16 protein-coding genes and 1 rRNA gene are annotated in these 23,502 nt (G+C 65.9%); 14 read left to right on the top strand and 3 right to left on the bottom strand.

Annotated features, from left to right (window positions below; all coding sequences use genetic code 11):
• The first annotated feature begins 67 nt into the window (after positions 1-67).
• Together AC1D2F_RS13890 and AC1D2F_RS13885 are read left to right on the top strand one after the other, a co-directional pair.
• The gene (locus AC1D2F_RS13890; protein WP_229992778.1) at positions 68-1,300 is read left to right on the top strand and encodes a sensor histidine kinase; all 1,233 of its coding nucleotides are present in this window, start codon (positions 68-70) and stop codon (positions 1,298-1,300) included.
• On the top strand, positions 1,297-1,977 hold the full coding sequence (locus tag AC1D2F_RS13885) for a response regulator transcription factor (protein ID WP_090583992.1): 681 nt from the start codon (positions 1,297-1,299) through the stop codon (positions 1,975-1,977). The genes AC1D2F_RS13890 and AC1D2F_RS13885 overlap by 4 nt, the downstream gene beginning before the upstream one ends.
• Positions 1,978-2,133: 156 nt before the next feature.
• Here the strand turns inward: AC1D2F_RS13885 and AC1D2F_RS13880 are convergent, their stop codons facing one another.
• The gene (locus tag AC1D2F_RS13880) at positions 2,134-2,703 is read right to left on the bottom strand and encodes a hypothetical protein (protein WP_229992779.1); all 570 of its coding nucleotides are present in this window, start codon (positions 2,701-2,703) and stop codon (positions 2,134-2,136) included.
• 326 nt (positions 2,704-3,029) lie between these two features.
• Between AC1D2F_RS13880 and AC1D2F_RS13875 the strand changes: the two genes are divergently transcribed.
• The 6 genes from AC1D2F_RS13875 (at position 3,030) to rlmB (ending at position 8,226) form a co-directional block, all read left to right on the top strand.
• A complete protein-coding gene (locus AC1D2F_RS13875; RefSeq protein WP_026266570.1) occupies positions 3,030-3,512 on the top strand; it encodes a CarD family transcriptional regulator in 483 nt (160 codons plus the stop codon).
• A gap of 200 nt (positions 3,513-3,712) precedes the next feature.
• Positions 3,713-4,546, top strand: coding sequence for a 2-C-methyl-D-erythritol 4-phosphate cytidylyltransferase (ispD, locus tag AC1D2F_RS13870; RefSeq protein WP_229992763.1), 834 nt, complete (start codon positions 3,713-3,715; stop codon positions 4,544-4,546).
• On the top strand, positions 4,543-5,049 hold the full coding sequence (gene ispF, locus AC1D2F_RS13865; protein WP_229992764.1) for a 2-C-methyl-D-erythritol 2,4-cyclodiphosphate synthase: 507 nt from the start codon (positions 4,543-4,545) through the stop codon (positions 5,047-5,049). Before ispD ends, ispF begins: the two co-directional genes overlap by 4 nt.
• 137 nt (positions 5,050-5,186) lie before the next feature.
• Positions 5,187-5,537, top strand: a complete 351-nt coding sequence (locus AC1D2F_RS13860) for a hypothetical protein (protein WP_229992765.1) — start codon at positions 5,187-5,189, stop codon at positions 5,535-5,537.
• Between the two features lie 107 nt (positions 5,538-5,644).
• Positions 5,645-7,102, top strand: coding sequence for a cysteine--tRNA ligase (gene cysS / locus AC1D2F_RS13855; protein WP_229992766.1), 1,458 nt, complete (start codon positions 5,645-5,647; stop codon positions 7,100-7,102).
• A 122-nt stretch (positions 7,103-7,224) separates the two neighbouring features.
• Complete coding sequence (gene rlmB, locus AC1D2F_RS13850) at positions 7,225-8,226, top strand: 23S rRNA (guanosine(2251)-2'-O)-methyltransferase RlmB (protein WP_229992767.1); 1,002 nt, start codon at positions 7,225-7,227, stop codon at positions 8,224-8,226.
• Between the two features lie 848 nt (positions 8,227-9,074).
• Here the strand turns inward: rlmB and AC1D2F_RS13845 are convergent.
• A complete protein-coding gene (locus tag AC1D2F_RS13845) occupies positions 9,075-9,878 on the bottom strand; it encodes a carbon-nitrogen hydrolase family protein (RefSeq protein WP_229992768.1) in 804 nt (267 codons plus the stop codon).
• 115 nt (positions 9,879-9,993) lie between these two features.
• Between AC1D2F_RS13845 and glgX the strand changes: the two genes are divergently transcribed.
• The gene (glgX, locus tag AC1D2F_RS13840; RefSeq protein ID WP_364748159.1) at positions 9,994-12,111 is read left to right on the top strand and encodes a glycogen debranching protein GlgX; all 2,118 of its coding nucleotides are present in this window, start codon (positions 9,994-9,996) and stop codon (positions 12,109-12,111) included.
• A gap of 22 nt (positions 12,112-12,133) precedes the next feature.
• Positions 12,134-12,490, top strand: coding sequence for a barstar family protein (locus AC1D2F_RS13835; RefSeq protein WP_229992770.1), 357 nt, complete (start codon positions 12,134-12,136; stop codon positions 12,488-12,490).
• A gap of 34 nt (positions 12,491-12,524) precedes the next feature.
• Here the strand turns inward: AC1D2F_RS13835 and glgP are convergent, their stop codons facing one another.
• Positions 12,525-15,143, bottom strand: coding sequence for an alpha-glucan family phosphorylase (gene glgP / locus AC1D2F_RS13830; protein ID WP_229992771.1), 2,619 nt, complete (start codon positions 15,141-15,143; stop codon positions 12,525-12,527).
• 151 nt (positions 15,144-15,294) lie between these two features.
• Here glgP and AC1D2F_RS13825 point away from each other — a divergent pair, with 151 nt between their 5' ends.
• From AC1D2F_RS13825 to AC1D2F_RS13810, 4 genes are all read left to right on the top strand, one after another.
• Complete coding sequence (locus AC1D2F_RS13825) at positions 15,295-17,367, top strand: alpha-1,4-glucan--maltose-1-phosphate maltosyltransferase (protein WP_476966955.1); 2,073 nt, start codon at positions 15,295-15,297, stop codon at positions 17,365-17,367.
• A 5-nt stretch (positions 17,368-17,372) separates the two neighbouring features.
• Positions 17,373-19,169 carry a maltose alpha-D-glucosyltransferase gene (gene treS / locus AC1D2F_RS13820; RefSeq protein ID WP_229992773.1) on the top strand — a complete coding sequence of 599 codons (1,797 nt, stop codon included), beginning with the start codon at positions 17,373-17,375 and terminating at the stop codon, positions 19,167-19,169.
• Positions 19,170-19,172: 3 nt separating this feature from the next.
• A complete protein-coding gene (locus tag AC1D2F_RS13815; protein WP_476966954.1) occupies positions 19,173-22,895 on the top strand; it encodes a 1,4-alpha-glucan branching enzyme in 3,723 nt (1,240 codons plus the stop codon).
• Positions 22,896-23,393: 498 nt separating this feature from the next.
• Positions 23,394-23,502: ribosomal RNA gene (locus tag AC1D2F_RS13810) — 16S ribosomal RNA — on the top strand; the annotation flags it as partial.

Raw genomic sequence — 23,502 nt, 5'->3', positions numbered from 1 at the left:
GCGCCCGAATCGCAGGAGATTTCGGTTTCGGTCGTGTGGCAGAGCATAAGCTGGAGCCGTGGATCCAATGCTCATCGGCGTGATCGCCGGCCTGATCGGCCTCTCGTTTGGCATGTTCGGCGTACTCGCGTTCCGGGTGAGTGAGCAGCAGCGGCACATTGTGGACGTCGACGTCGACGACCCCTCGCTGCCCGAGGGTGCCGCGGAGGTGCTCGCCGTCCTCGGCCGCGCTTTCGTGGTGGTTGACGCGATCGACGGCGTGGTCCGCGCCAGCCCGGCCGCATACGCCTATGGCTTGGTCCGCGGGCACACCGTGGTGCACCAGCAGTTGCTGGAGATGACGGCCAAGGTGCGGCGGGACGGTGTCATCCTCGAAAAGCAGCTGGAGCTGCCGCGCGGCCCGCTCGGACAGGGAACGATCGTGGTCCAGGTCCGGGCCGCCGTCATCACGGAGGAATACATCCTCCTGCTGGCCGATGACCGGACGGAATTCACCCGCACGGAGGAAGTCCGCAACGACTTTGTCGCGAATGTCTCCCACGAACTGAAGACACCGGTCGGGGCGATCTCGCTCCTGGCCGAGGCGCTCGAGTCGTCCGCCGACGACCCCGAGGCGGTCAAGCGGTTCGCCAAGCGCATGCATAAGGAATCGACCCGGCTTGCGGCCCTGGTCCAGGACATCATCGAACTCTCCCGGCTCCAGGGCGCCAACGTCGCGCAGCAGGGCCGCCCGGTGGACATCAACACTGTGGTCAGTGAGGCCGTGGACCGCTCCCAGCTGCCGGCCGAGAGCAAGAACATCCAGCTGGTGGTCGGCGGGCACGCCGACGCCATGGTCTACGGCGACCAGGACCTCCTCGTCACCGCCCTGCGCAACCTGATCGACAACGCCATCCGCTACTCGCCGGAGAACACCAAGGTGGGTGTGGGCATCCGGGCCAAGGACGGCCTCGTGGCGGTCTCGGTGACGGATCAGGGCGACGGGCTCAGCGCCGAGGACCAGGAGCGCGTCTTCGAGCGCTTCTACCGCGTGGACGCTGCCCGCTCCCGGCAGACCGGAGGCACGGGGCTTGGCCTGAGCATCGTCAAGCACGTCATTTCCAACCACGGCGGCGAGGTGACCCTGTGGTCCCAGCTCGGCCAGGGTTCCACGTTCACCATTCGACTTCCCGAGATGGAAGGGCAGGACGACGGCGACGCCTCTGATGCGGGCAAGCCCGCGGCCCACACCTCCAGCCGGGACCCCAGACCGCAACGACGTGACGCCGCCGGCGTCCATGAGCAAGGAGCTACCGCTTGAGCCGGATTCTGATTGTCGAGGACGAGGAGTCCTTCAGCGACCCCCTGTCCTATCTGTTGGGTAAAGAAGGGTTCGAAGTCGAGGTGGTGGACAACGGACTGGACGCCATCACCGAATTCGACCGCAACGGCGCCGATCTCGTACTCCTGGACCTGCAGCTGCCGGGCCAGTCCGGCACGGAGGTCTGCCGCCAACTCCGGCAGCGCTCCGGTGTGCCCGTGATCATGCTGACGGCCAAGGACTCGGAAATCGACAAGGTGGTGGGGCTGGAACTGGGCGCCGACGACTACGTCACCAAGCCCTACTCCTCGCGGGAACTCGTGGCCCGGGTCCGTGCCGTCCTGCGGCGCCAGAGCGAGCCGGAGGAACTCGTCTCCAGCACGGTGCAGGCCGGTCCTGTCCGGATGGACATTGAACGCCATGTGGTGAGCGTCGGGGGCGAGCAGATCGCCTTGCCGCTCAAAGAGTTCGAGCTGCTGGAAATGCTGCTGCGGAACTCCGGCCGGGTCCTGACCCGCGGTCAGCTGATCGACAGGGTCTGGGGCTCCGATTATGTGGGGGACACCAAGACCCTTGACGTCCACGTCAAGCGGCTGCGCAGCAAGATCGAGCCGGATGCCTCCGCGCCGCGGTACCTGATCACGGTCCGCGGGCTGGGTTACAAGTTCGAGCCCTAAAGCCGGACGAAGCTGCCCGGCGGCCCGGCCGGGCAGCTGGAAGTCCACGCAGTTGGACGTCCACGCAGTTGGACGTCCCGGGCAGCAAGTCCAGGGACATGCAAAAGGAGGGGCACCGGCAGGTGCCCCTCCTTTTGCATAGGTCCAGCCGCTGGGCTAGTGGCCGGCGGTGCTGCTCGGCGTCGGCGTGGCCGTCTCGGTCGAGGTTGCCGTCTCGGACGACGATGCCGTGCTGGCGGCGGTGGGCTCCGGCGTCGGCAGGTACGTCTTGTAGTCGACGATCGTCCCGTCCAGGACCGGAACCTTGAACATGGCGTCCTTGTTGGTGCCGTCCTCGGAGATGGTGACTTCCGCCATCGCGCCCGGCTTGGCTCCGGAGGTGCTCAGGATCGCGGCGTCCGTGGAATCATTGAGCATGGTGTAGGAATTCTGCTTGACCGGAACCTGGGTCTGCGAGCCCTCCGCACCCTTAATGGTCAGCACCACGTCGTTGGAGGACGTGTTGTACACGGCGCCGATCACGCGGCCCGGTTTGTCCTCGCCATCGGAGATGATGATGAAGTTGCGCAGCTGCAGCGCACCGAGATCAGTCCGGGTTCCGTCCGAGGCCGAGTACTGCGCCGTGGTCTGCTGGGCGTTGAGGTAGCCGCAGCCGGTCAGGGACAGCAGGCCGATGCCAAGTGCCGCCGTTGCCATTGCCAGCTTGCCGCGCTGGCCCCGGTTCATCGCAGTGAAACGCACGTCACGCACTCCTTGAGAGTCTTGAAACATTATTCAGCCATAGCCTAGCCGCAATCGGCCTCAAACAAGGATTCGGCGCCTACACACAAGCGCGGGTAGCCGTGCGTCTCCGGCGACGAGACCCGGCTTGGCGGGGGCCGGAAACCTCTTGGCAGTTAAGGCTGCAGGCACTATTATCCGCATTCGTCAAGGGGTTTGAGGGGGTGGATTGCGGCCATTTTCCCCGGATTCATGCGGTTCCCGGCACGTTTAGATGCCAGTTGTATGCCTTAATCGTGATAAACTGGTCTGCGGGAAAGGGGAATGTCCACATGGTTTTTGAGGTCGGCGAGACAGTAGTTTACCCTCACCACGGTGCAGCGAAAATTGAAGAAATCAAGATGCGCACCGTCAAGGGCGAAGAGAAGATGTATCTCAAGCTCAAGGTGGCTCAGGGTGATCTGACCATTGAAGTTCCAGCAGAAAACGTTGACCTGGTTGGGGTTCGGGACGTAGTGGGCAAAGAAGGCTTGGAGCATGTGTTCGATGTGCTGCGGGCCGAGTTCACTGAAGAACCCACCAACTGGTCGCGTCGTTACAAGGCAAACCTGGAAAAGCTTGCTTCCGGTGACGTCATCAAGGTAGCCGAGGTCGTTCGCGACCTCTGGCGCCGTGATCACGACCGGGGTCTCTCCGCAGGAGAGAAGCGCATGCTGGCCAAGGCCCGCCAGATCCTGATTTCGGAACTGGCACTGGCTGAAAAGACTGATGAAGAGAAGGCTGCAAGCGTTCTCGACGAGGTCCTGGCTTCCTAACACAGGGCCGGCCCCAGCAGGGCCGGCGCAGATAAGAATCGAACCCCGGTGGCGTAAGGCCGCCGGGGCTTCTTTTTGCCCTTTTTCAGCCGCCGCCCCTCGGTTGCGCTATCAGTTGTGGCTGCCCTGGGTGCCCCGGAACAGCCACAAGTGCTAGCGCAACGGGATGCTCCGAGGCGCGGGGACGTAGTCTTGTGCCCATGGATACTGCACCGACGAAAACGTCACCGGCCGGTCCCGCCACTGCGGTCATTGTGGTGGCCGCCGGCTCCGGCCAGCGCCTGGGCTACGGCATGCCGAAAGCTAAAGTGCCTCTCGGCGGGGACAGCATCCTCACCCACGCCCTGCGCGGCGTGGCAGCCGCGGGGATCGCGCAGCAGATCTGCATTGCGATCCCCCCGGGAGACACCGAGCTGCGGGCGCTGTGCGAGGCCTTCACGCAAGAGCTTGCGGCCGGGCAGGTGCGCACCGCGGAGTCCCCTTACGGCGTCCAGGTTCCGGTCGTGACTGTCGTCGACGGCGGTGCGAACCGCGCCGATTCGGTCCGTGCCGCGATGGCGGCCCTGCTGCCTGGTACCGAATCAGTCCTGGTCCACGACGCCGCCCGGGCACTGGCTCCGGAGGCGGTCTTCCACCGGGTGGCAGCGGCGCTTGGCGCCGGCGCCTCGGCCGTCATTCCGGTGATACCGGTTGTCGACACGGTCAAGACCGTCGAACCGACCACCGGCGACGGCGCCGCGGTGGCCCCCGAACTGGTCACCGGGACAGCGCCCCGGGAGTCGCTCCGCGCCGTGCAGACGCCGCAGGGATTCGCCTTCGCCACCCTTAAGCGCGCCCACGAGGCTGCCGCCGGGTTCGACGCCGGCCAGGCGGCCCTCGTCACGGACGACGCGATGCTCGTGGAGCTCATCGGCGTCCCCGTCCACGCCGTTCGCGGCGCCAGCCAATCCCTGAAGATCACCACGCCCCTGGACCTGATCCTGGCCGAAGGCCTCCTCGAAGGCCCCTTGGGCGCGCGCTGGGTGGAGGGATGAGCATGTCCACCAATGCGCCGCTGATCCCCAGGACCGGGATCGGGATCGACGTCCATGCCTTCGCCGCCGAAGACAAGCCCCAGCCGTTGTGGCTCGGCGGCCTCTTCTGGGAGGGGGAGCGGGGACTGTCCGGCCATTCCGACGGTGACCCCGTGGCGCACGCCGCGGCCGACGCGCTCTTCTCGGCCTGCGGGATCGGGGACCTGGGCACGCATTTCGGTACGGACCGGCCCGAATATGCCGGGGCGTCCGGCGTGACCCTGCTGGCCGAGGCCGCCAGGATTGTTCGCGCCCACGGATTCGAAATCGGCAATATCGCCGTCCAGTTCGTGGCCAACCGGCCCAAATTCGGCCCGCGGCGGGAGGAATCCCAGCGTGTCCTCAGCGACGCTGCCGCAGCGCCGGTCAGCGTCACCGCCACCACGAGCGACGGACTCGGATTCACCGGCCGGGGCGAGGGGATCTCGGCCGTCGCAACAGCGCTCGTCTATCCGGCCAGCTAACCACCGCAGGTTAGTCACAGGAAGTTAAACACCGCAGGCCAGCCACTGCAGGGTTAAACGCTCCCAGCCCCGGTCCCCTAGGCTTGAGGGTGAAGACCAAGCCTGACCGCCAGTTCCAAACAGCCAGGAGACCTGCCGTGAAAAAGCTGCTGACCGCCGTCGTACTCGTGGCAGGGACCATGCTGAGCGGCTGTGCCGGCTCGACGGCGACGCCCAGCCCCACGCCAAAGATGAGTGTCGAGGAAAGCTGCAAGTTCCTCAACACCGATACCTTCGTGCCTACCGGGAACGCGAAGGAGCAGGCCGGGCAGATTGGCCAGCACTACCAGGAAGTTGCGGACAAGGTGGCGCCGGAAGTGGGCGCCCCCATCCAACAGATGGCCGAGATCATGAAGCAGGTCGCGGCAAGCCCCACGGGAACCAAGACCGACGAACAGACCGCCCAGCTCACGGAGCAGATCAACAAGATCGGGCAATACTGCAAGTAGGTTGCCGGAGCGGTGGTTCCAGATTCCCGGTCGCCAGCAAAGCGTCAGTAACGCCGCCAGCAATGCCGCCGGTAAGGCCGCGGAGCGCCATCGGCTAATCTGGAGCGGTGACCCTGCGCTTTTACGACACTGCATCCGCCGAAGTCCGCGACTTCGTCCCCCTGGTACCTGGCCACGTGAGCCTGTACTACTGCGGAGCCACCGTGCAGGGCATGCCGCATGTCGGCCACATCCGCTCAGCCATCGCGTTCGACCAGCTGACCCGCTGGCTGCAGTACCGCGGCTTCCGCGTGACGGCGGTCCGCAACGTCACCGACATCGACGACAAGATCCTCGCCAAGTCCGCCGCGTCCTTCGGCCCCGATTTTGAGGACGAGCCCGGAGCCCAGCGCAACGAGGAATGGTGGGCCCTCGCCTACCGCTACGAGCAGGAATTCCTCAAGGCCTACGACACCCTGGGCGTCTCCCGTCCCACCTATGAGCCCCGCGCCACCGGCCACATCCCGGAAATGCATGCCCTCATCCAGCAGCTGATCGACCGCGGCCACGCCTACCCGGCCCTCGACGACTCCGGCGACGTCTACTTCGACGTGCGTTCCTGGTCCAAGTACGGCACCCTGACGCGCCAAAAACTCGACGACATGCAGGGTGCCGCGGACGCCGACCCGCGCGGTAAGCGGGACCCGCGCGACTTCGCGCTGTGGAAGGGCTACAAGGACGGGGAGCCGACGACGGCGAGCTGGTCCTCCCCGTGGGGCCCCGGCCGCCCGGGCTGGCACCTCGAATGCTCCGCGATGGTCACCAAGTACCTCGGCACCGAGTTCGACATCCACGGTGGCGGACTGGACCTGCGCTTCCCGCACCACGAAAACGAAATGGCACAATCCCAGGCGGCCGGCCACGGCTTCGCCAACTTCTGGATGCACAACGGCATGGTCACCTACGCCGGCGAAAAGATGTCCAAGTCCATCGGCAACACCGTCAGCCCGGCCGAAATGCTCGAACTCGCCCCGCCGCGGGTTGTCCGGTACTACCTCGGGCAGGCGCAGTACCGGTCCGTGCTGGACTACCAGCCGACCTCCCTGCAGGAAGCCGCCGCCGCCGTCGAACGCATTGACGGGTTCATCAGCCGCGCACTTCGGAGCGCGACGACGCACGACGGCGCCGTCGGCTTCTTCAGCTACGGCACAGTTCCGGATGCCTTCGCGGCCGCCATGGACGATGACCTCAACGTGCCGCAGGCCCTCGCCGTCCTGCACGACACCGTCCGCGCCGGCAACACCGCGCTCACCGAAGGAGACCTCGACGCCGCGGGGCAGGCACTCGCCAGCGTCACCGCCATGGTGGACGTTCTCGGCCTCAACGCCACCGCGACACCGGCCGCCGACGAACAGGCCAACACCGCCCTTGGCGTTCTGGTCGAGGCGCAGCTGACGGCGCGGGCCCACGCCCGGGCGGCCAAGGACTGGGCCGCCTCGGACGCCATCCGCGATACGCTCGCCGCCGCCGGCGTCGTCGTCGAGGACGGCCCGGACGGGGCGAGCTGGAGCCTCAAGCGCGGCTGATCCTCGTTGACGGCGGCCGGAGAAGTGGGCCGTCGTCGTCCCTTCCGGTCGAGGATTTTACTCGAGTCAGTAGACTGGAGGTCAGACTTATCAACGAATCGCGTATTTAAAGGGTGAAACTCATGGCCAACAACGGTCGCCGCTCGGTCAAATTGAAGAAGGGCCCCTCCGTCGGAACCGGCGGTCACGGCCGCAAGGCACTTGAGGGCAAGGGCCCCACGCCGAAGGCGGAGGACCGCCCCTACCACAAGGCGTTCAAGAACAAGCAGCTCTCGGAACGCTCCGAAGCCAAGCGCGCCAGCGGAAGCCGCACCACCAGCGCCGCCGCCCGCACCGGCCGCTCCGGACCCAAGGGCCGCGCCACGGAAGAGGTCGTCACCGGCCGCAACTCCGTGGTCGAAGCCCTGCGTGCCGGCATCCCGGCCAAGGCCCTGCACGTCGCCGTCCGCATCGAAATGGACGACCGCGTCAAGGAATCCCTGAAGCTCGCCGCCGAACGCGGCATCCCGCTGATGGAAACCGGCAAGCCCGAGCTCGACCGCATGACCGACGACGCCATCCACCAGGGCCTCGTGCTGCAGATCCCGCCGTACGAATACCAGGACGCATACGAGCTCGCCGAAGAGACGATCGAGGCCTGGAAGAAGGGCCACGTAGCCAACGCCCCGCTCTTCGTTGCCCTCGACGGCATCACCGATCCCCGCAACCTCGGCGCGATCATCCGCTCCGTCTCGGCCTTCAGCGGCCACGGCGTCATCGTCCCGGAACGCCGCTCCGTGGGTGTCACGGCCTCGGCCTGGAAGACCAGCGCCGGCGCGGCCGTCCGCGTCCCCGTCGCACGCGCGGCCAACCTGAACAACACGCTCAAGGCCTTCAAGAACATGGGCATCTACGTCCTGGGTCTCGACGGCGACGGCGACGTCTCGCTGCCCGAGCTCGCCCTGGCAACCGAACCGGTGTGCATTGTCGTTGGTTCCGAGGGCAAGGGCCTGAGCCGCCTGGTCCGCGAAAACTGCGACCAGATCGTCTCCATCCCGATCGACTCCGCCATGGAATCACTCAACGCCTCCATGGCAGTCGGCATCTCCCTCTACGAAATCTCCCGCCAGCGCGCCGCAAAGTAATCAGCGTTAGCTCGGTATCGGGCCCGCCGCAGCGCTCGTTGCGGTTGGGTCCGCCGTAACCGGAGTCGTGGCTGGGTCCGCCGCAACCAAAGTTTTGCCGTCGCTTAGCGGTCAGCCCCTTCCCAAACTTCGCAAGCTCAGTTCGGGGCCCTCGGGGCTGTCCTTCCTCCCTGCACCTCGTGCGGCCGCTGGCGGCCTTACGCGGTTCCGGTCGGCGATGCGCTCCTTAGCAAAACTCCGGTTCCGGCGATGAGCCTCGCTCACCTTTCGTCGTAAAACGTCAAACGCTGCCTCACGTTTCGTCGTAGGTCGGCCAACGCTCCCTCACTTCTTGAACTGCTCCCCGGAAGTTGGACTGAGATATTCAGTTCCAGCTTCTGGGGAGCAGTTCATCTCGTGAGGGAGCAGTTGCCTTTAATGCTCAGAATCGGGGTTCTCCTCGGTTCTGATGTTCCTCCGAAGTACATCGACGCAGGACGCACGTTCCTTCCTGCGACGCGCATTTCCCTCTGCGACGCGCTGATCTCTTCCCGCGACCCGAATACCCCTAGCACCAGGGCGTTTGCGCGTCGCCAGGCTGAATAGGCCGCGGAAGTCGTTGTGAATACCGAAGTGCTAGACGCGGGTTGGGCTGAATTCGAGCGGGCAGCGGTGTCTTGCTAAGGAGCGCATCGCCGACCAGAGCCGAATGAAGCCGGCCGCGGCCGAAGTAGGCGGCGGGAGGAAGGGGGCTGACCCCTAAGCGACGGCAGGGCGCCGTTGCCTGCGGAGGTGACCACGGGAAAGGCGCCGGTGACCGCGGGACGTAACCACGGAAGACCTGACCACGGCGAACCGTAGCCGAGTTCTTAGAACTTGTGGCGGTTGACTAGGACCGGGAGTTTGGTTCGGGCTTCCTTGACGGTGGCGGTGTCGAGGTCGGCGAACAGCAGGCCCGGGGCGCCGTCGAGCTCTTGCAGGATGTCGCCCATGGGGGAGACCACCACGGAGTGCCCGACGCCGGTGGGGGCGGAACCCTTGACCGGGTGACCGACGCTGGCGGGGTCGCCCTGGCCGCAGGCGAGGACCAGAGTGGTGGAGTCCAGGGCGCGGGCGCGGGCCAGGAGCTTCCACTGATCGGCCTTGCCGGGGCCCGAACCCCAGGAGGCGCACACAATGTTGACGTCGGCGCCGCGATCCGCGTTTTCCGTGAACAGGTCCGGGAAGCGGACGTCGTAGCACGTGGCGAGGCCGAAGGTCACGCCGTCGAGCTCGAACGTGACGGGGGCGGTGCCAGCGTCAACCGTGTCCGATTCGGCGAAACCGAAGGCATCGAACAGGTGGATTTTGTCGTAGCTGGCCTCGAGGCCGGGGCCGGTGACCAGCAGGGTGTTGCGCACCTTGGAGCCGTGACCGGCCGTGCCCGGGGTGAACATCCCGGCGACGATCACGATGCCGAGTTCCGCGGCGAGGGCGCGCACGCGTGCAGCCCATGGGCCGTCCAGAGGCTCGGCGATATCCAGGAGCGAATTGCCGAAGGCCCGCATGGTGGCTTCGGGGAACACCACCAGGTCCGCGCCGCCGGCCTTGGCCTGGCGCGTGTAGGCGTCCACGAGGGCCAGGTTCGCGGCCAGATCGCGGCCGGTGATGATTTGGGCTAATGCAACGCGCACAATTACCTCCAACTCGGCGCTCCATTACAGTATGCAGTGCGGCGGTCCGTACACTGCAAAACGTCATGAAAACGAAAACGGGGGCCATTTGTCCGGCCCGGCTAAGCTTTAAGCAATGGTTATGTCTTACATAGATACAGCTTCCACCGTAGACGCTTCGCGGGCGTTTCCGCTGGGGATCAGCATTCCGCACACCGGCTCACCGGCAGTGGACGATCCCCGGGGTGAGTTCGCCAACGTGGCCGTCTACGCGCCCGGCGTGACCACCCTGGAGATCGCGTATCAGGCGCCCGGGGGTACCTGGCAGGTAAAGACCCTGCCCAATTACACCGACGGCGTCCACCACGGCATTGTGGAGGGCATTCCCGCCGGTTCGCGCTACGGTTTCCGGTCCTCCCCGGAACACGAGGCCCTGCCGCTGTCCATGCCCGCCACCGATTTTGATGCCGTCGGCGAGCAGCCGCTGTTGATGGACCCTTACGGGCGGGCCGTCGACGAACGTGAGGGCCTGATCACCAGTGTCCGGGTCGGCAGCGACTTTGACTGGGGCCTGGACCGCAGCCCCCGCGTCCCGTGGCGCAACACCATCGTCTACGAGGCCCACGTCCGCGGCCAGACGAAGCTTCACCCGGATATTCCGGAGGAATTGCAGGGGACCTACGCCGGGATGGCCCACCCGGCCATGATCGAGCACCTGATCTCGCTGGGCGTCACGGCGATCCAGCTCCTGCCCGTCCATTTCCACGTGGATGAGCCGCACCTGCAGCAGCTCGGGCTGACGAACTACTGGGGCTACAACACGGCCGCCTTTTTCGCACCGCACCCCGGCTACGCCACCGAGGCCGCCCAGGCCGCCGGCGCCCATGCGGTCCAGGACGAGTTCAAGGGCATGGTCAAGCTGCTGCATGCCGCCGGGCTCGAGGTCATCCTCGACGTCGTGTACAACCACACCGCCGAGGGCGGCACGGACGGTCCCACCCTGAGCTTCCGCGGCCTGGGCGAGATGCAGTACTACCGCAACGACGGCCACGGCAAGTATGTCGACACCACGGGCTGCGGCAACAGCCTGAACTTCGGCGAACCCCGCGTGGTGCAGCTGGTGCTGGATTCCCTGCGCTACTGGGTGAGCGAGTTCCACATCGATGGCTTCCGCTTTGACCTTGCCGTCACGCTTTGCCGCAACAGCGCCAACGAATTCGATCCGCGGCACCCCTTCCTCGTCGCGGTGGGCGCCGATCCTGTCCTGTCCGGCGTGAAGTTGATTTCCGAACCCTGGGACGTTGGCTACGGCGGCTGGCAGACCGGCCGGTTTCCGGCAGGATGGGTGGACTGGAACGACCATTTCCGCGACGCCGTCCGCAGCTTTTGGTTGGCTGACCGCGCCGCGATCGACGGCGGCGGCAGCGGCGGGCCGGTGGCCCGCCTCGCGGACGCTCTCTCTGGTTCGGCCCGGCTGTTCGAGTCTTCGGGCCGGTCCCGGCTTGCCTCGCTGAACCTGGTCACGGCCCACGACGGCTTCACCCTGGCCGATCTGACGGCGTACGACCGCAAGCACAACGAGGTCAACGGTGAGCAGAACCGGGACGGCCACGGCGACAACCGCAGCTACAACCACGGCTTCGAGGGCCCCACGGAAGACGGCGACATCCTCGCCCGGCGCGCCCAAAGCCGGCGGAACCTGATGGCCTGCCTCATGATTTCCCAGGGCGTGCCCATGATCACCGCCGGGGACGAGATCTGCCGGACCCAGCAGGGCAACAACAACGCCTACTGCCAGGACAACGCCCTCACCTGGATCGACTGGACCAGCACCACCGAATCCCACGCGATGCTGCGCACCACCAAGCGCGTCATCCGGCTTCGCAAGGAGTTCCTGGCCAGCCAGCCGCATGATTATCCGGCGCGCGACAACCAGTCCTACTTCCACTGGTTCGATGTGGACGGCAAGCCCATGTCAGCCGACACGTGGCATGACCCCGGCCACCGCGTGATCCAGCTCCTGCTCGGCTCCGACGACGGGCACATCGACGGCCTCGTGGTGGTCAACGGCGGCGCCGACGACGTCAAGGTCACGTTGCCGCCGCAGCTCAGTAACGAGGACGGCACCGGACACCGGCTCTTCGAGCTTCGCGTGACCACTTCCGAACTCCATGACCGGCGTCAGGGCGCCCGAGTTGCCTCCGGTGAGCGGGACCTCGTCCAGGCCAACACCATCAATATTTACCGCACCTAATTATTTCGAGATTAAGGACCCCATGAAGATTTACTCGGCTGAGACCTGGACCATCGAAGAACTCACGGCGCAAATCGACGACGCCGGCCGCCGCGCCCTGGTGGTCCCCGCCGCCGATACCAAGCAGGCGGTCCTGGACACGTTCGGCGAGCTCCTGGACGTCCCGGACGACTATGGCACGGACCTGGATGCCCTGCACGATTCGCTGCACGACGTCGCGGATGCCGTGACGGACGACGGCGAGGCCCCCGTCACCTTTATCTGGCAGGTGCCTGCCGCCCTCCGAGCGGACCGCTCCTTCGCCGTCATCTGCGAAACGCTGCAGGACGCCGAAGGCTACGCCGGCAAGAGCCTGGACGTCATCGCCGTCTGCCTCTAGCCGACATCAGGCCTTGACGATCAGGCGCTGACGATCAGGCGTTGACGATCAGGCCAAGTTCCGCTTTGGACGCCAGCGCCTCATTCTTGGGGAGCACGCGCACGGTGTAGCCGAAGGACCCCGAACGGTCGATCACCAGCGTGCCGCTGAAGAGGTGCCGGCCCTTGCCGAGGTCTTCGGCGGCCTTCAGCTCCGCGACCGTGATGTCCGTCAGCTCGTCCGTGTCCTCGGCCCGGCCGTAGGCCACTTCAACATAGACGTCGTCCGGGGAGAGCTCACGCAGGGCCACGTACGCATTGACCTGCAGCAGGTCGCCGATCTGCGGGTCCTCGGAGACCCCCACCGAGTCGACGTGTTCCACCTGGATCTGCGGCCAGGCGGCCCGGATCCGAGAGGTCCACGCCGCCAGCGCCTTGGCCTGGGCGTAGCTATCGGCCACCGCGCGGCGTCCTGCGATCGCGGCGGGCCGGTACAGCACGTTGACGTAGTCCCGGAGCATCCGTTCCGCGGAAACCGCCGGGCCAAGGTGGGACATGGTGTGCTTGATCATGGAGACCCAGTGGGTGGGAACCTTCTGCGGGCCGGGCTGGGACGGTCCCGCGGCTCCGGCCGCGTCGGACACGGTCAGCCCGTAGAACCGCGGTGCCACCTGCGTCTCGAGCAGCTCGTACAGTGCCGCCGCCTCGATGTCGTCACGTTCTTCCGGGGAAGCGTCGTTGTTGGCGGTCGGGATCGCCCAGCCGTTCTCGCCGTCGTACATCTCGTCCCACCAGCCGTCCATGACCGAGAGGTTCAGCGAACCGTTCAGGGCAGCCTTCATGCCGGACGTTCCACAAGCCTCCAGGGGGCGCAGCGGGTTGTTCAGCCACACATCACAGCCGGGGAACAGCGTCCGGGCCATGGCGATGTCGTAGTTGGGCAGGAACGCGATCCGGTGCCGCACAGCGGGATCGTCGGTGAACCGGACCAGGTCCTGGATCATCTTCTTGCCGGCGTCGTCGGCCGGATGCGACTTCCCGGCGATGACCAGCTGGATTGGGTGCGTCTTGTGCAGCAGCAGCGCCTTGAGCCGTTCGGGGTCGCGCAGCATCAGGGTCAGCCGCTTGTAGGTCGGCACGCGGCGGGCAAAGCCAATGGTCAGGACGTCCGGGTCCAGGACGGAGTCCGTCCACGCCAGCTCGGCGTCGGCCGCGCCGCGCTTCTTCCAGGCGGCCCGGAGCCGGCGGCGTACATCATCCACCAACGAGACCCGCATCTCGCGCCGCAATGCCCAGAGATCCTCGTCGGTGACGTTGTAGGCCAGGTCCCAACGGCCCTGCGCCTCCGCTTCGGTGCCGAACTGGTCCCGCGCCAACGCGGAGATCCGGGGGTCCACCCAGGTGGGGACGTGCACGCCGTTAGTGACGGACGTGATGGGGATTTCGGAGTGGTCGAAGCCCGGCCAGAGGGCGGAGAACATTCCGCGGGAGACTACGCCGTGCAGTTTGGCCACACCGTTGGCCCGCTGGGCCAGCCGCAGTCCCATGACGGCCATGTTGAACACGAACGGGTTGCCGTCGGCGAAGTCCTCACGGCCCAGATCCAGGATCTTTGCGACCGGGACGTCCGGGGCGAGTCCGGCTTCGAAGAAGTGCTGGATCTGGGAGATCTCGAAACGGTCGATGCCCGCCGGGACCGGCGTGTGGGTGGTGAACACCGTGGACGCCCGCCCGGCGGCCAGGGCTTCCTCCCAGCTGAGCGGCTCCGGGCCGGACATCAATTCCTGGATCCGCTCGACGCCGAGGAACCCGGCGTGGCCTTCGTTGGTGTGGAAGACCTCCGGCGCGGGGACGCCCGTGAGCCGCTGGAACTCGCGCAGCGCCTTGACCCCGCCCATGCCCAGCAGGAGTTCCTGCTGCAGCCGGTGGTCACCGCCGCCGCCGTACAGGCGGTCGGTGATGCCGCGGGCGGATTCGTCATTGCCCGGAACGTTGGAATCCAGCAGCAGCAGCGGAACGCGTCCGACGTCGGCCCGCCACACGTGCGCCAGCAGGCGCCGACCGTTGGGGAGGGGAAGGGAAATCTGGATCGGTTTGCCGTTGCCGTCCGGGGCGGCCTCGCGCAGGAGCGTCAGGGGGAGCCCGTCCGGGTCGAGGACCGGGTAAGTTTCCTGCTGCCAGGCGTCCCGGGACAGCGACTGCTTGAAGTAGCCGGCCTGGTACAGGAGGCCGACGCCGATCAGCGGCACGCCAAGATCCGAGGCCGCTTTCAGGTGGTCTCCGGCCAGGATGCCAAGGCCGCCAGAGTACTGCGGCAGGACCTCGGTGATGCCGAATTCGGGCGAGAAGTAGGCGATGCACGCCGGTGCGCCGTCGCCCAGGCTCTGGTACCAGCGTGGCTGTTCCAGGTACTGGTCGAGGTCGTCGGCTGCGGCATGAACACGCTGCACAACGTCCTGGTCCGCCGCGAGGCGCTGCAGCTCTTCCCGGCTTACCAGGCCGAGAAAAGTCACGGGGTCGTGGGCGCTCTCCGCCCAGATCCCGGGATTGAGCCCCTCAAAAAGCTCCCGGGTGGGCCGATGCCAGGACCACCGGAGATTGGTGGCGAGCCGGGCCAGCGGCCGGATCGACTCCGGGAGAACGGTTCGGACAGTAAATCTGCGGATTGCCTTCACCTGCGAAACACTAACGGACAAGTCGTTGCCCCGGAACCGCTTTAAGATTCTTTCCTGTAAATGACGAATATCGGTCCGACCAGAACCGGAAACCTCCGGAAAACGTTCGAGGGCTTAGCATTCTGGCCGTTTTGTAGATAACGTCGAGGCTGTGACGAATAACTCGCGAACCAGCGCCGTGTCCAAGCAAAAGCCCAAGGCCCTGATCACGGATGGCCTTCGATTTGGCCGCTTTCCGATCACCGCCGTGCGGCCTTCGGTGGACGGCGGAAAGTTCCCCGCCAAAGCCGTCGAGGGCCAAACCATTGTCGTGGGAGCCACCGCGTTTCGGGAGGGACACGATCAGCTCGGCGTCAGCGCCGTCCTGCTCGACCCCCGCGGCAAAGAGCGGCAGCGGGTCCGCCTCGCCCCGCCGCGCGGACCGCGAGGAATGGGCACGGACCGCTGGGAAGGCCTCCTGACCCCGCCCGCCACCGGCAACTGGTCCTTCGTCATCGAGGCCTGGCACGACCGCTACGGCACCTGGCACCACAACGCCGAGGTCAAGGTGGAGGCCGGCATCGACGTCGAGCTCATGCTGGCCGAAGGTGCCGCACTGCTGGCGGAGGCCTCCGAGGACGCCTCGCGCCCCTCCGGTGACCGCCGGACGCTGCGGATGGCCGTCGTCGTCCTCTCCGATACTTCCCGGACACCCGAGGAGCGCCTCGCCGCTGGCTTCGGCGCCGACGTGGCTGCCGTCGTCGAACGCCAGCCCATCCGTGAATTTGTGACGGTTTCCGAGCCCTACCCGCTGCTGGTGGAGCGAACGCTTGCCGGGTCCGGCGCCTGGTACGAATTCTTTCCGCGTTCCGAAGGTGCTGTGCGCAACCACGAAACGGGGGAATGGACCTCCGGTACCTTCCGCACCGCCGCGCAGCGCCTCGACGCCGTCGCCGCCATGGGTTTTGACATCATCTACATGCCGCCGATCCACCCGATCGGTGTCCAGCACCGCAAGGGACCGAACAACACCCTGATCGCCGGGCCGCATGATCCCGGTTCGCCGTGGGCCATCGGGTCCCATGAGGGCGGCCACGACGCCATCCACCCGGACCTGGGCACCTTCGAGGACTTCGACGCCTTTGTGGCGCGGGCCGGCGAACTGGGACTGGAAGTGGCCTTGGACCTGGCGCTGCAAGCTGCGCCGGACCACCCGTGGGTGCAAAGCCATCCGGAATGGTTCACCACGCGCGTCGATGGGACTATTGCCTACGCAGAGAATCCGCCGAAGAAATACCAGGACATTTTCCCGCTGAATTTCGACAACGACCCCGCCGGGCTGTCCAACGAAATTCTCCGGATCGTCATGCTCTGGGTCAGCCACGGCGTCAAGGTTTTCCGGGTGGACAATCCGCACACCAAACCCGTGTGGTTCTGGGAATGGCTGATTGGCAAGGTCAATAAGAAGCACCCCGACGTCGTCTTCCTGGCCGAGGCATTCACCCGCCCGGCCATGATGCACGCTCTTGGCCGGGCCGGCTTCCAGCAGTCCTACACGTATTTCACCTGGCGGAACACCAAGGAAGAACTGGAGAAGTACTTCCAGGAGGTCAGCCACGAATCGGCGGCCTACTTCCGGCCGAACTTCTTCGTCAACACCCCGGACATCCTCACCGAATACCTGCAGTTCGGCGGCCCGGCGGCCTTCAAGATCCGTGCCGCCCTGGCCGCGACGGCGAGCCCCATCTGGGGCGTGTACGCCGGCTTTGAGCTCTACGAACACGTGGCACGTCCCGGCGCCGAGGAGTACATCGACAACGAGAAGTTTGAGTACAAGTCCCGCGACTGGGACGCGGCGGCCGAATCCGGGCGCACCCTGGCCCCGTACCTGACCCGGCTCAACGCGATCCGCCACGCGCACCCGGCCCTGGTAGATCTGCAGAACCTGACGGTGCACCAGAGCTCGGACAGCTCCACCGTGGTGTACTCCAAGCACAAGACCCTCCCTGACGGGACCAAGGACACCCTGATCATCGTCGTCAACGTGGACCCGCACGGCACCCGGGAGAGCACCGTCTCCCTGGACCTGCCGGCGCTGGAACTGGACCCGGAGAACTTCACGCACAACGGCCGTTTCATGGTTGATGACCTGCTGACCGGCGAGAGTTGGGAATGGGGGGAATACAACTACGTCCGCCTGGACCCGCACGTCGAGCCCGTTCACGTTCTTAGCATCCGGAGGTAGTGCCAGTGAGTTTCAGCCCGCAGAACCCCAGCCAGCACTTCAGCCCGAGGGGGAGCTTTGAACTGAACGCTCCAGGGCTCCAGCATGATCCCCTCTGGTACCGCAAGGCGGTCTTTTACGAGGTGCTCGTCCGGGGCTTCGCCGACGGAAACGGAGACGGCTCGGGCGATTTCCACGGCCTGATCGACAAACTGGACTACCTGCAGTGGCTGGGCGTGGACTGCCTCTGGCTCCCGCCGTTCTTCCAGTCACCGCTGCGCGACGGCGGCTACGACATCTCGGACTACAACTCCGTGTTGGACGAGTTCGGCACCATCAGCGACTTCAAGCGGCTTGTGGCGGAGGCGCACGCCCGCGGCGTCCGGGTGATCATCGACCTTCCGCTGAACCACACCTCCGACCAGCACCCCTGGTTCCAAGAGTCGCGCAAGGACCCCGACGGTCCCTTTGGCGACTTCTACGTCTGGAGCGATACGGACGAGAAGTATGAAGACGCCCGCATCATCTTCGTGGACACGGAGGAATCCAACTGGACCTTCGACCCCATCCGCCGGCAGTTCTTCTGGCACCGGTTCTTCAGCCACCAGCCCGACCTCAACTTTGAGAACCCCAAAGTCATTGACGCGCTCTTCGACGTCGTGCGGTTCTGGCTGGACCAGGGCATCGACGGCTTCCGGGCCGACGCCATTCCGTACCTGTTCGAGGAGGAAGGCACCAACTGCGAGAACCTGCCCCAAACCCACGAATTCCTGCGCCAGCTGCGCCGGATGGTCGATGAAAGCTACCCGGGCCGGGTAATCATTGCCGAGGCCAACCAGCCGCCGGCCGAGGTGGTGGAGTACTTCGGCACCGAAGAGGAACCGGAGTGCCACATGGCGTTCCACTTCCCGATCATGCCGCGCCTCTACTACGCGCTGCGTGACCAGAAGGCGGCCCCCATCATCGAGACGATGAAGGACACCCCTGACATCCCCGAAGGCGCCCAGTGGGGCACGTTCCTGCGCAACCACGACGAACTGACGCTGGAAATGGTCACCTCCGACGAGCGCGCCGCGATGCTCGGCTGGTACGCGCCGGATCCGCGCATGCGCGCCAACATCGGCATCCGACGCCGGCTGGCCCCGCTGCTGGACAACTCCCGCTCCGAAATCGAGCTCATCAACGCCCTGCTGCTGTCCCTGCCGGGCAGCCCGTTCCTGTACTACGGGGACGAGATCGGGATGGGGGACAACATCTGGCTCGAGGACCGCGACGCCGTCCGCACCCCGATGCAATGGAACCCCGACCGAAACGCCGGGTTCTCCGGTGCGGACCCCGGCAAGCTGTACCTGCCAGTGATCCAGTCGCTGGTCTACAACTACAGCATGGCGAACGTGGAAGCCGAGGCCGCCCATTCGGGGTCACTGCTGCGCTGGACCCGGCAGATCCTGAGCGTCCGCAAGAACCACCCCGCCTTCGGACTCGGCGCATTCAAGCACGTGGAGGCTGACCACGACGTCGTCCTCGCTTACCTGCGTGAACTCCCGGAAGGCAACGCTGCAGGCGCGGACGCCGAGACCATCCTTTGTGCCTTCAACCTCTCCCAACACCCTGTGGCGACCACGCTGCGCGTGCCCAGCTTCGCCGGCAGGGGCCTTCGGGACGTCTTCGGCGGCCAGGCGTTCCCGGCCATCGGCGAGGACGGAGCGCTGACGCTGACCTTGGGCAGCCACGATTTCTTCTGGTTGCGGATCCGTTCCGCCGCCTCCAACCCGGCATCCCCGTTCACGCAGGCGATGCCTATCCTGTCCATCGAGGGTTGAAAAATGACTCGACCGAACCTTGCCCCGGCCTTGAGCGGACTGCTCGGCGCCTGGCTGCCGCGCCAGCGATGGTTCCCCGTCAAGACTGCCGAGTTCACCTTCGAGCCGGCGGGCGGCCTGCGCCTTGAGACCGCCACGGGCGAGGGTACCCCCGGCGGGGCAGAATTTGAGGTGTTGCTGGTTGCGGTGTCCTACCCCACACCCGGTGGCAGCCGGACCGACATCGTCCAAGTGCCGCTCAGTTTCCGGCCAGAGCCCTTGCCGGGTGCAGAGCGCGCGCTGATCGGCGAACTTCCTGGCACGCGCACGGATGCCGCCCACCGGTGGGTCTACGACGGCGTCCATGACGCCTCCTTCGTCGCCGCCTGGCTGGAGCTCATGCGCCATGGCGGGAGTACGCCGTCGGGGAACGCCACCGGCCACCTGGTGGACTCCGGCTACCGCCTGCCGTTCGCAACGGGCAAGGTCAAGGTGCTCGCCGGCGAGCAGTCGAACAGTTCGGTAATAGTCGACGACGACGACGGCGGCACAGTCGCCATCGTGAAGTTCTTCCGCGTGCTGTCCGAAGGCCAGAACCCCGAGGTTGAAATCGGTGCGGCGCTGACGGCAGGGCGCACCGAGGAGGTCCCGGCAACCCTGGGCTGGGTAACCGGCGAGTGGGAGACTCCGGCCGCTGCACTCGGGGCGGAGTCGTCCGAAGCCGCCCGTCCTGCCCGCGGCGAGCTCGCTGTGGCGCACGAATTCCTCGCCGGCGGACTCGATGCCTGGCGGCTCGCCGTGGATGCGGCCAGCCGGGGGATCGGGTTCGCTGCCGAAGCCCACGCTCTGGGCGCGGCGACGGCCACCGTGCACCGGAGGCTCGCCGAGGCACTGGGCACAGCCGCCGAATCTGCGCCGGGGCAGGACATCGCTCCGGGAGTAGCCCAGCGCGTCCGCCAGTCCTGGGCCCAGGCGTCCAACGCCGTCGGGCCGTACGAAGAAGCGCTGGACGGTCTCCTCGGCCGGCTCGAAGGCGCCAGCGCCGGGCCGCTCCAGCGTATCCACGGCGACCTCCACCTCGGGCAGATCCTGCAGGTCCAGGGCAGTACCGTCCCGGGCGAGCCCGGGGCGCCGCGCTGGGCCATCCTCGACTTCGAGGGCGAACCTCTGCGCCCCATCTCCGAACGCAGCTTCCCCGACGTCCCACTTCGCGACGTCGTGGGCATGCTGCGGTCCTTCGACTACGCCGCCGGTGCCGCGGTCCGCGAAAATCCCGGTGCCGTGGTGCCGGGGACCTGGGTGGACGACTGCGCTGAGGCCTTCCTGGCCGGCTACGCCGAAGTAATCCCAGGCAGCATCGACCGCGACTCGCCGCTCTTTGTGGCGCTGTGGCTCGACAAAGCCCTCTATGAAGTCATCTACGAACTAAGGAACAGGCCGGACTGGCTCCCCATTCCGGTGAATGCATCGCGTCGTCTCCTCGGCAGTACAGGTTCCGGCGTCGCCGCCGAAACCGCATCGGAAGGTATAAAAATGACAGGATCAGCACGTATCGATCGGCCCGGCGCACCACTGCCCGTGGACGTTGAGACCTTGGCGAGGGTCGCGACCGGCGAACACCATGCGCCCCACTCGGTCCTTGGTGCCCACCTTGATGACCACGGCCACGTCACGATCCGGACCGTGAAGCACCTTGCGGAAGCCGTCTCCGTCGTGACCTCGGCAGACACGGTGCCCATGACGCACGAAGCGGACGGCGTGTGGGTGGCAGTGATGGAACCGATCGAGCGCGGCCACGTGCCGGACTACCGCCTCGAGGTGACGTACAAGGACCACGAACCGCAGGTCATGGACGATCCCTATCGCTACCTGCCGACCATCGGCGAAGTGGACCTGCACCTGATCGGTGAGGGCCGGCACGAGCGCCTGTGGGATGTTCTCGGCGCGCATGTCCAGCACTACAAGTCCTCGCTGGGCGACGTCGACGGCGTGTCCTTCGCCGTCTGGGCCCCGAACGCCCAGGCAGTGCGCGTCAAGGGTGACTTCAACGGCTGGGACGGCCGGGAACACTCCATGCGCTCGCTGGGTTCCAGCGGCGTCTGGGAGCTCTTCATCCCAGGCGTTGTAGCAGGGGCGTGCTACAAGTTTGAAATCAGGACCCGGCACGGATACTGGGTGGAGAAAGCGGACCCGCTGGCCTTCGGGACCGAAATCCCGCCCCTGACGGCTTCCCGCGTGGTGGAGCCCTCCTACGTCTTCAAGGATGCCGAGTGGATGCAGGCCCGCACCGAGCGCGATCCCCACAACTCGCCCATGAGCGTCTACGAGGTCCACCTTGGCTCGTGGCGAATGGGGCTGGGCTACCGCGAACTTGCCAAGGAACTCGTGGAGTACGTCAAATGGCTCGGCTTCACCCACGTGGAATTCATGCCTGTGGCCGAGCACCCCTTCGGCGGCTCCTGGGGGTACCAGGTCACCTCCTACTTCGCGCCGACCTCGCGCTTTGGGCACCCGGACGAATTCCGGCACCTCGTCGATGAACTCCACCAGGCCGGCATCGGCGTCCTCCTTGACTGGGTTCCGGCACACTTCCCCAAGGACGAGTGGGCCCTGGCCCGGTTCGACGGCGAACCCCTGTACGAGCACGCCGATCCGAACCTCGGCGAACACCCGGACTGGGGAACACTGATCTTCGATTTCGGCCGCACGGAGGTGCGCAACTTCCTGGTGGCCAACGCGCTGTACTGGCTCGAAGAGTTCCACATCGACGGGCTGCGCGTGGATGCCGTCGCCTCCATGCTGTACCTCGACTACTCGCGCGAAGAGGGGCAATGGCAGCCCAACCGCTTCGGCGGCCGCGAAAACCTTGAGGCGATCTCCTTCCTCCAGGAGGTCAACGCCACGGTCTACAAGACCCACCCCGGTGCCGTCATGATCGCCGAGGAATCCACCGCATTCCCCGGTGTCACCGCACCCACGAGCGGCGGCGGCCTGGGCTTCGGCCTCAAATGGAACATGGGCTGGATGCATGACTCGCTCCAGTACATGGCCGAGGACCCGTACAACCGCAGGTGGCACCACGGCACCATCACCTTCTCGATGGTCTATGCCTTCTCGGAAAACTTCCTCCTGCCGATCAGCCATGACGAAGTGGTGCACGGCAAGGGCTCCATGCTGCGCAAAATGCCAGGGGACCGGTGGCAGCAGTTGGCCAACCTGCGCGCGTTCCTGGGCTATCAGTGGGCCCACCCGGGCAAGCAGCTGATCTTCATGGGCACCGAATTCGGCCAGGAAGCGGAGTGGTCGGAGCAGTACGGCCTGGACTGGTATCTCGCCGACATCCCGGCACACAACGGCATGCAGCTGCTGACCAAGGACCTCAACGAGCTGTACCGTTCCACGCCGGCCCTGTACCAGCAGGACAACCAGCCCGAGGGCTTCCAGTGGATCAACGGGGGAGACTCGGACCGGAACGTGCTGACGTTCATCCGCCGCGATGCGGACGGCAACCCGCTGGTCTGCGCCGTGAACTTCTCCGGCGGCCCGCACACGGACTACATCCTGGGCGTCCCGGCGGCCGGCGAATGGCAGGAAGTGCTCAACACCGACGCCGCCAGCTATGGCGGTTCCGGGGTGGAGAACACCGGAACCCTGACTGCGACGAAGGACGGCCTCGACGGACAGCCGGCCGCGCTCGTCGTGACCCTGCCTCCGCTCGGGGCGGCGTACTTCAAGCCGCTGGGTTAGGCGCACTCGGGTTAGGGCGCACCGCCCGGACAATCTTCCGGCCGGCCGACGTCGAGGAGCACCCTGAGGAGCCCGGAATCCCCGTGATTCCGGGCTTTTCTGCGCCGTCTTCCGGGCGGCTTTGTCAGCGGAGCCAAGTGGTGGTAGAGTTTATTTCCGCGCTGCTCCCCGGAGTTGAACGGCCACAAAGACCCAGAAGCCTATGGCAAGACTGAGTTTGGATCGCCGATTTGACTAGGGTGAAGCGGCCGGGTAAGTTTGAAAAGTTGCTCCGGAGCGATCCTCGACCGAAATGTGGTTGTGGTGGTGCCGGGTGTGTCTGTTGTTTGAGAACTCAATAGTGTGCCAAGTTTGTTGATACCAATTTATTGTAATGGATTGGTTGAATGTGCCGGGCCCGCCACCCCGTGGTGTGGTCTGGTGTTTTTGGCTGGTTTCAAATTTTGTGCAGCCATTTTCTCCCGTTTTCCCGGGGGTGGTGGTTGTGTCTGTTTTACTTCAACGGAGAGTTTGATCCTGGCTCAGGATGAACGCTGGCGGCGTGCTTAACACATGCAAGTCGAACGATGACCCGGTGCTTGCACCGGTGATTAGTGGCGAACGGGTG

It is taken from the genome of Arthrobacter sp. P1_B3, from assembly GCF_056406615.1.
The sequence above is the reverse complement of the archived record's forward strand: the minus strand, read 5'-3'. Positions and strand labels throughout refer to the sequence as shown.

Excerpts from the sequence above, each read along its gene's own strand:
- AC1D2F_RS13890 (WP_229992778.1), top strand. The coding sequence starts at position 68 with ATGCTCATCGGCGTGATCGCCGGCCTGATCGGCCTCTCGTTTGGCATG.
- AC1D2F_RS13880 (WP_229992779.1), bottom strand. The coding sequence starts at position 2,703 with ATGAACCGGGGCCAGCGCGGCAAGCTGGCAATGGCAACGGCGGCACTT.
- AC1D2F_RS13875 (WP_026266570.1), top strand. The coding sequence starts at position 3,030 with ATGGTTTTTGAGGTCGGCGAGACAGTAGTTTACCCTCACCACGGTGCA.
- ispD (WP_229992763.1), top strand. The coding sequence starts at position 3,713 with ATGGATACTGCACCGACGAAAACGTCACCGGCCGGTCCCGCCACTGCG.
- ispF (WP_229992764.1), top strand. The coding sequence starts at position 4,543 with ATGAGCATGTCCACCAATGCGCCGCTGATCCCCAGGACCGGGATCGGG.
- rlmB (WP_229992767.1), top strand. The coding sequence starts at position 7,225 with ATGGCCAACAACGGTCGCCGCTCGGTCAAATTGAAGAAGGGCCCCTCC.
- glgX (WP_364748159.1), top strand. The coding sequence starts at position 9,994 with ATGGTTATGTCTTACATAGATACAGCTTCCACCGTAGACGCTTCGCGG.
- AC1D2F_RS13835 (WP_229992770.1), top strand. The coding sequence starts at position 12,134 with ATGAAGATTTACTCGGCTGAGACCTGGACCATCGAAGAACTCACGGCG.
- AC1D2F_RS13815 (WP_476966954.1), top strand. The coding sequence starts at position 19,173 with ATGACTCGACCGAACCTTGCCCCGGCCTTGAGCGGACTGCTCGGCGCC.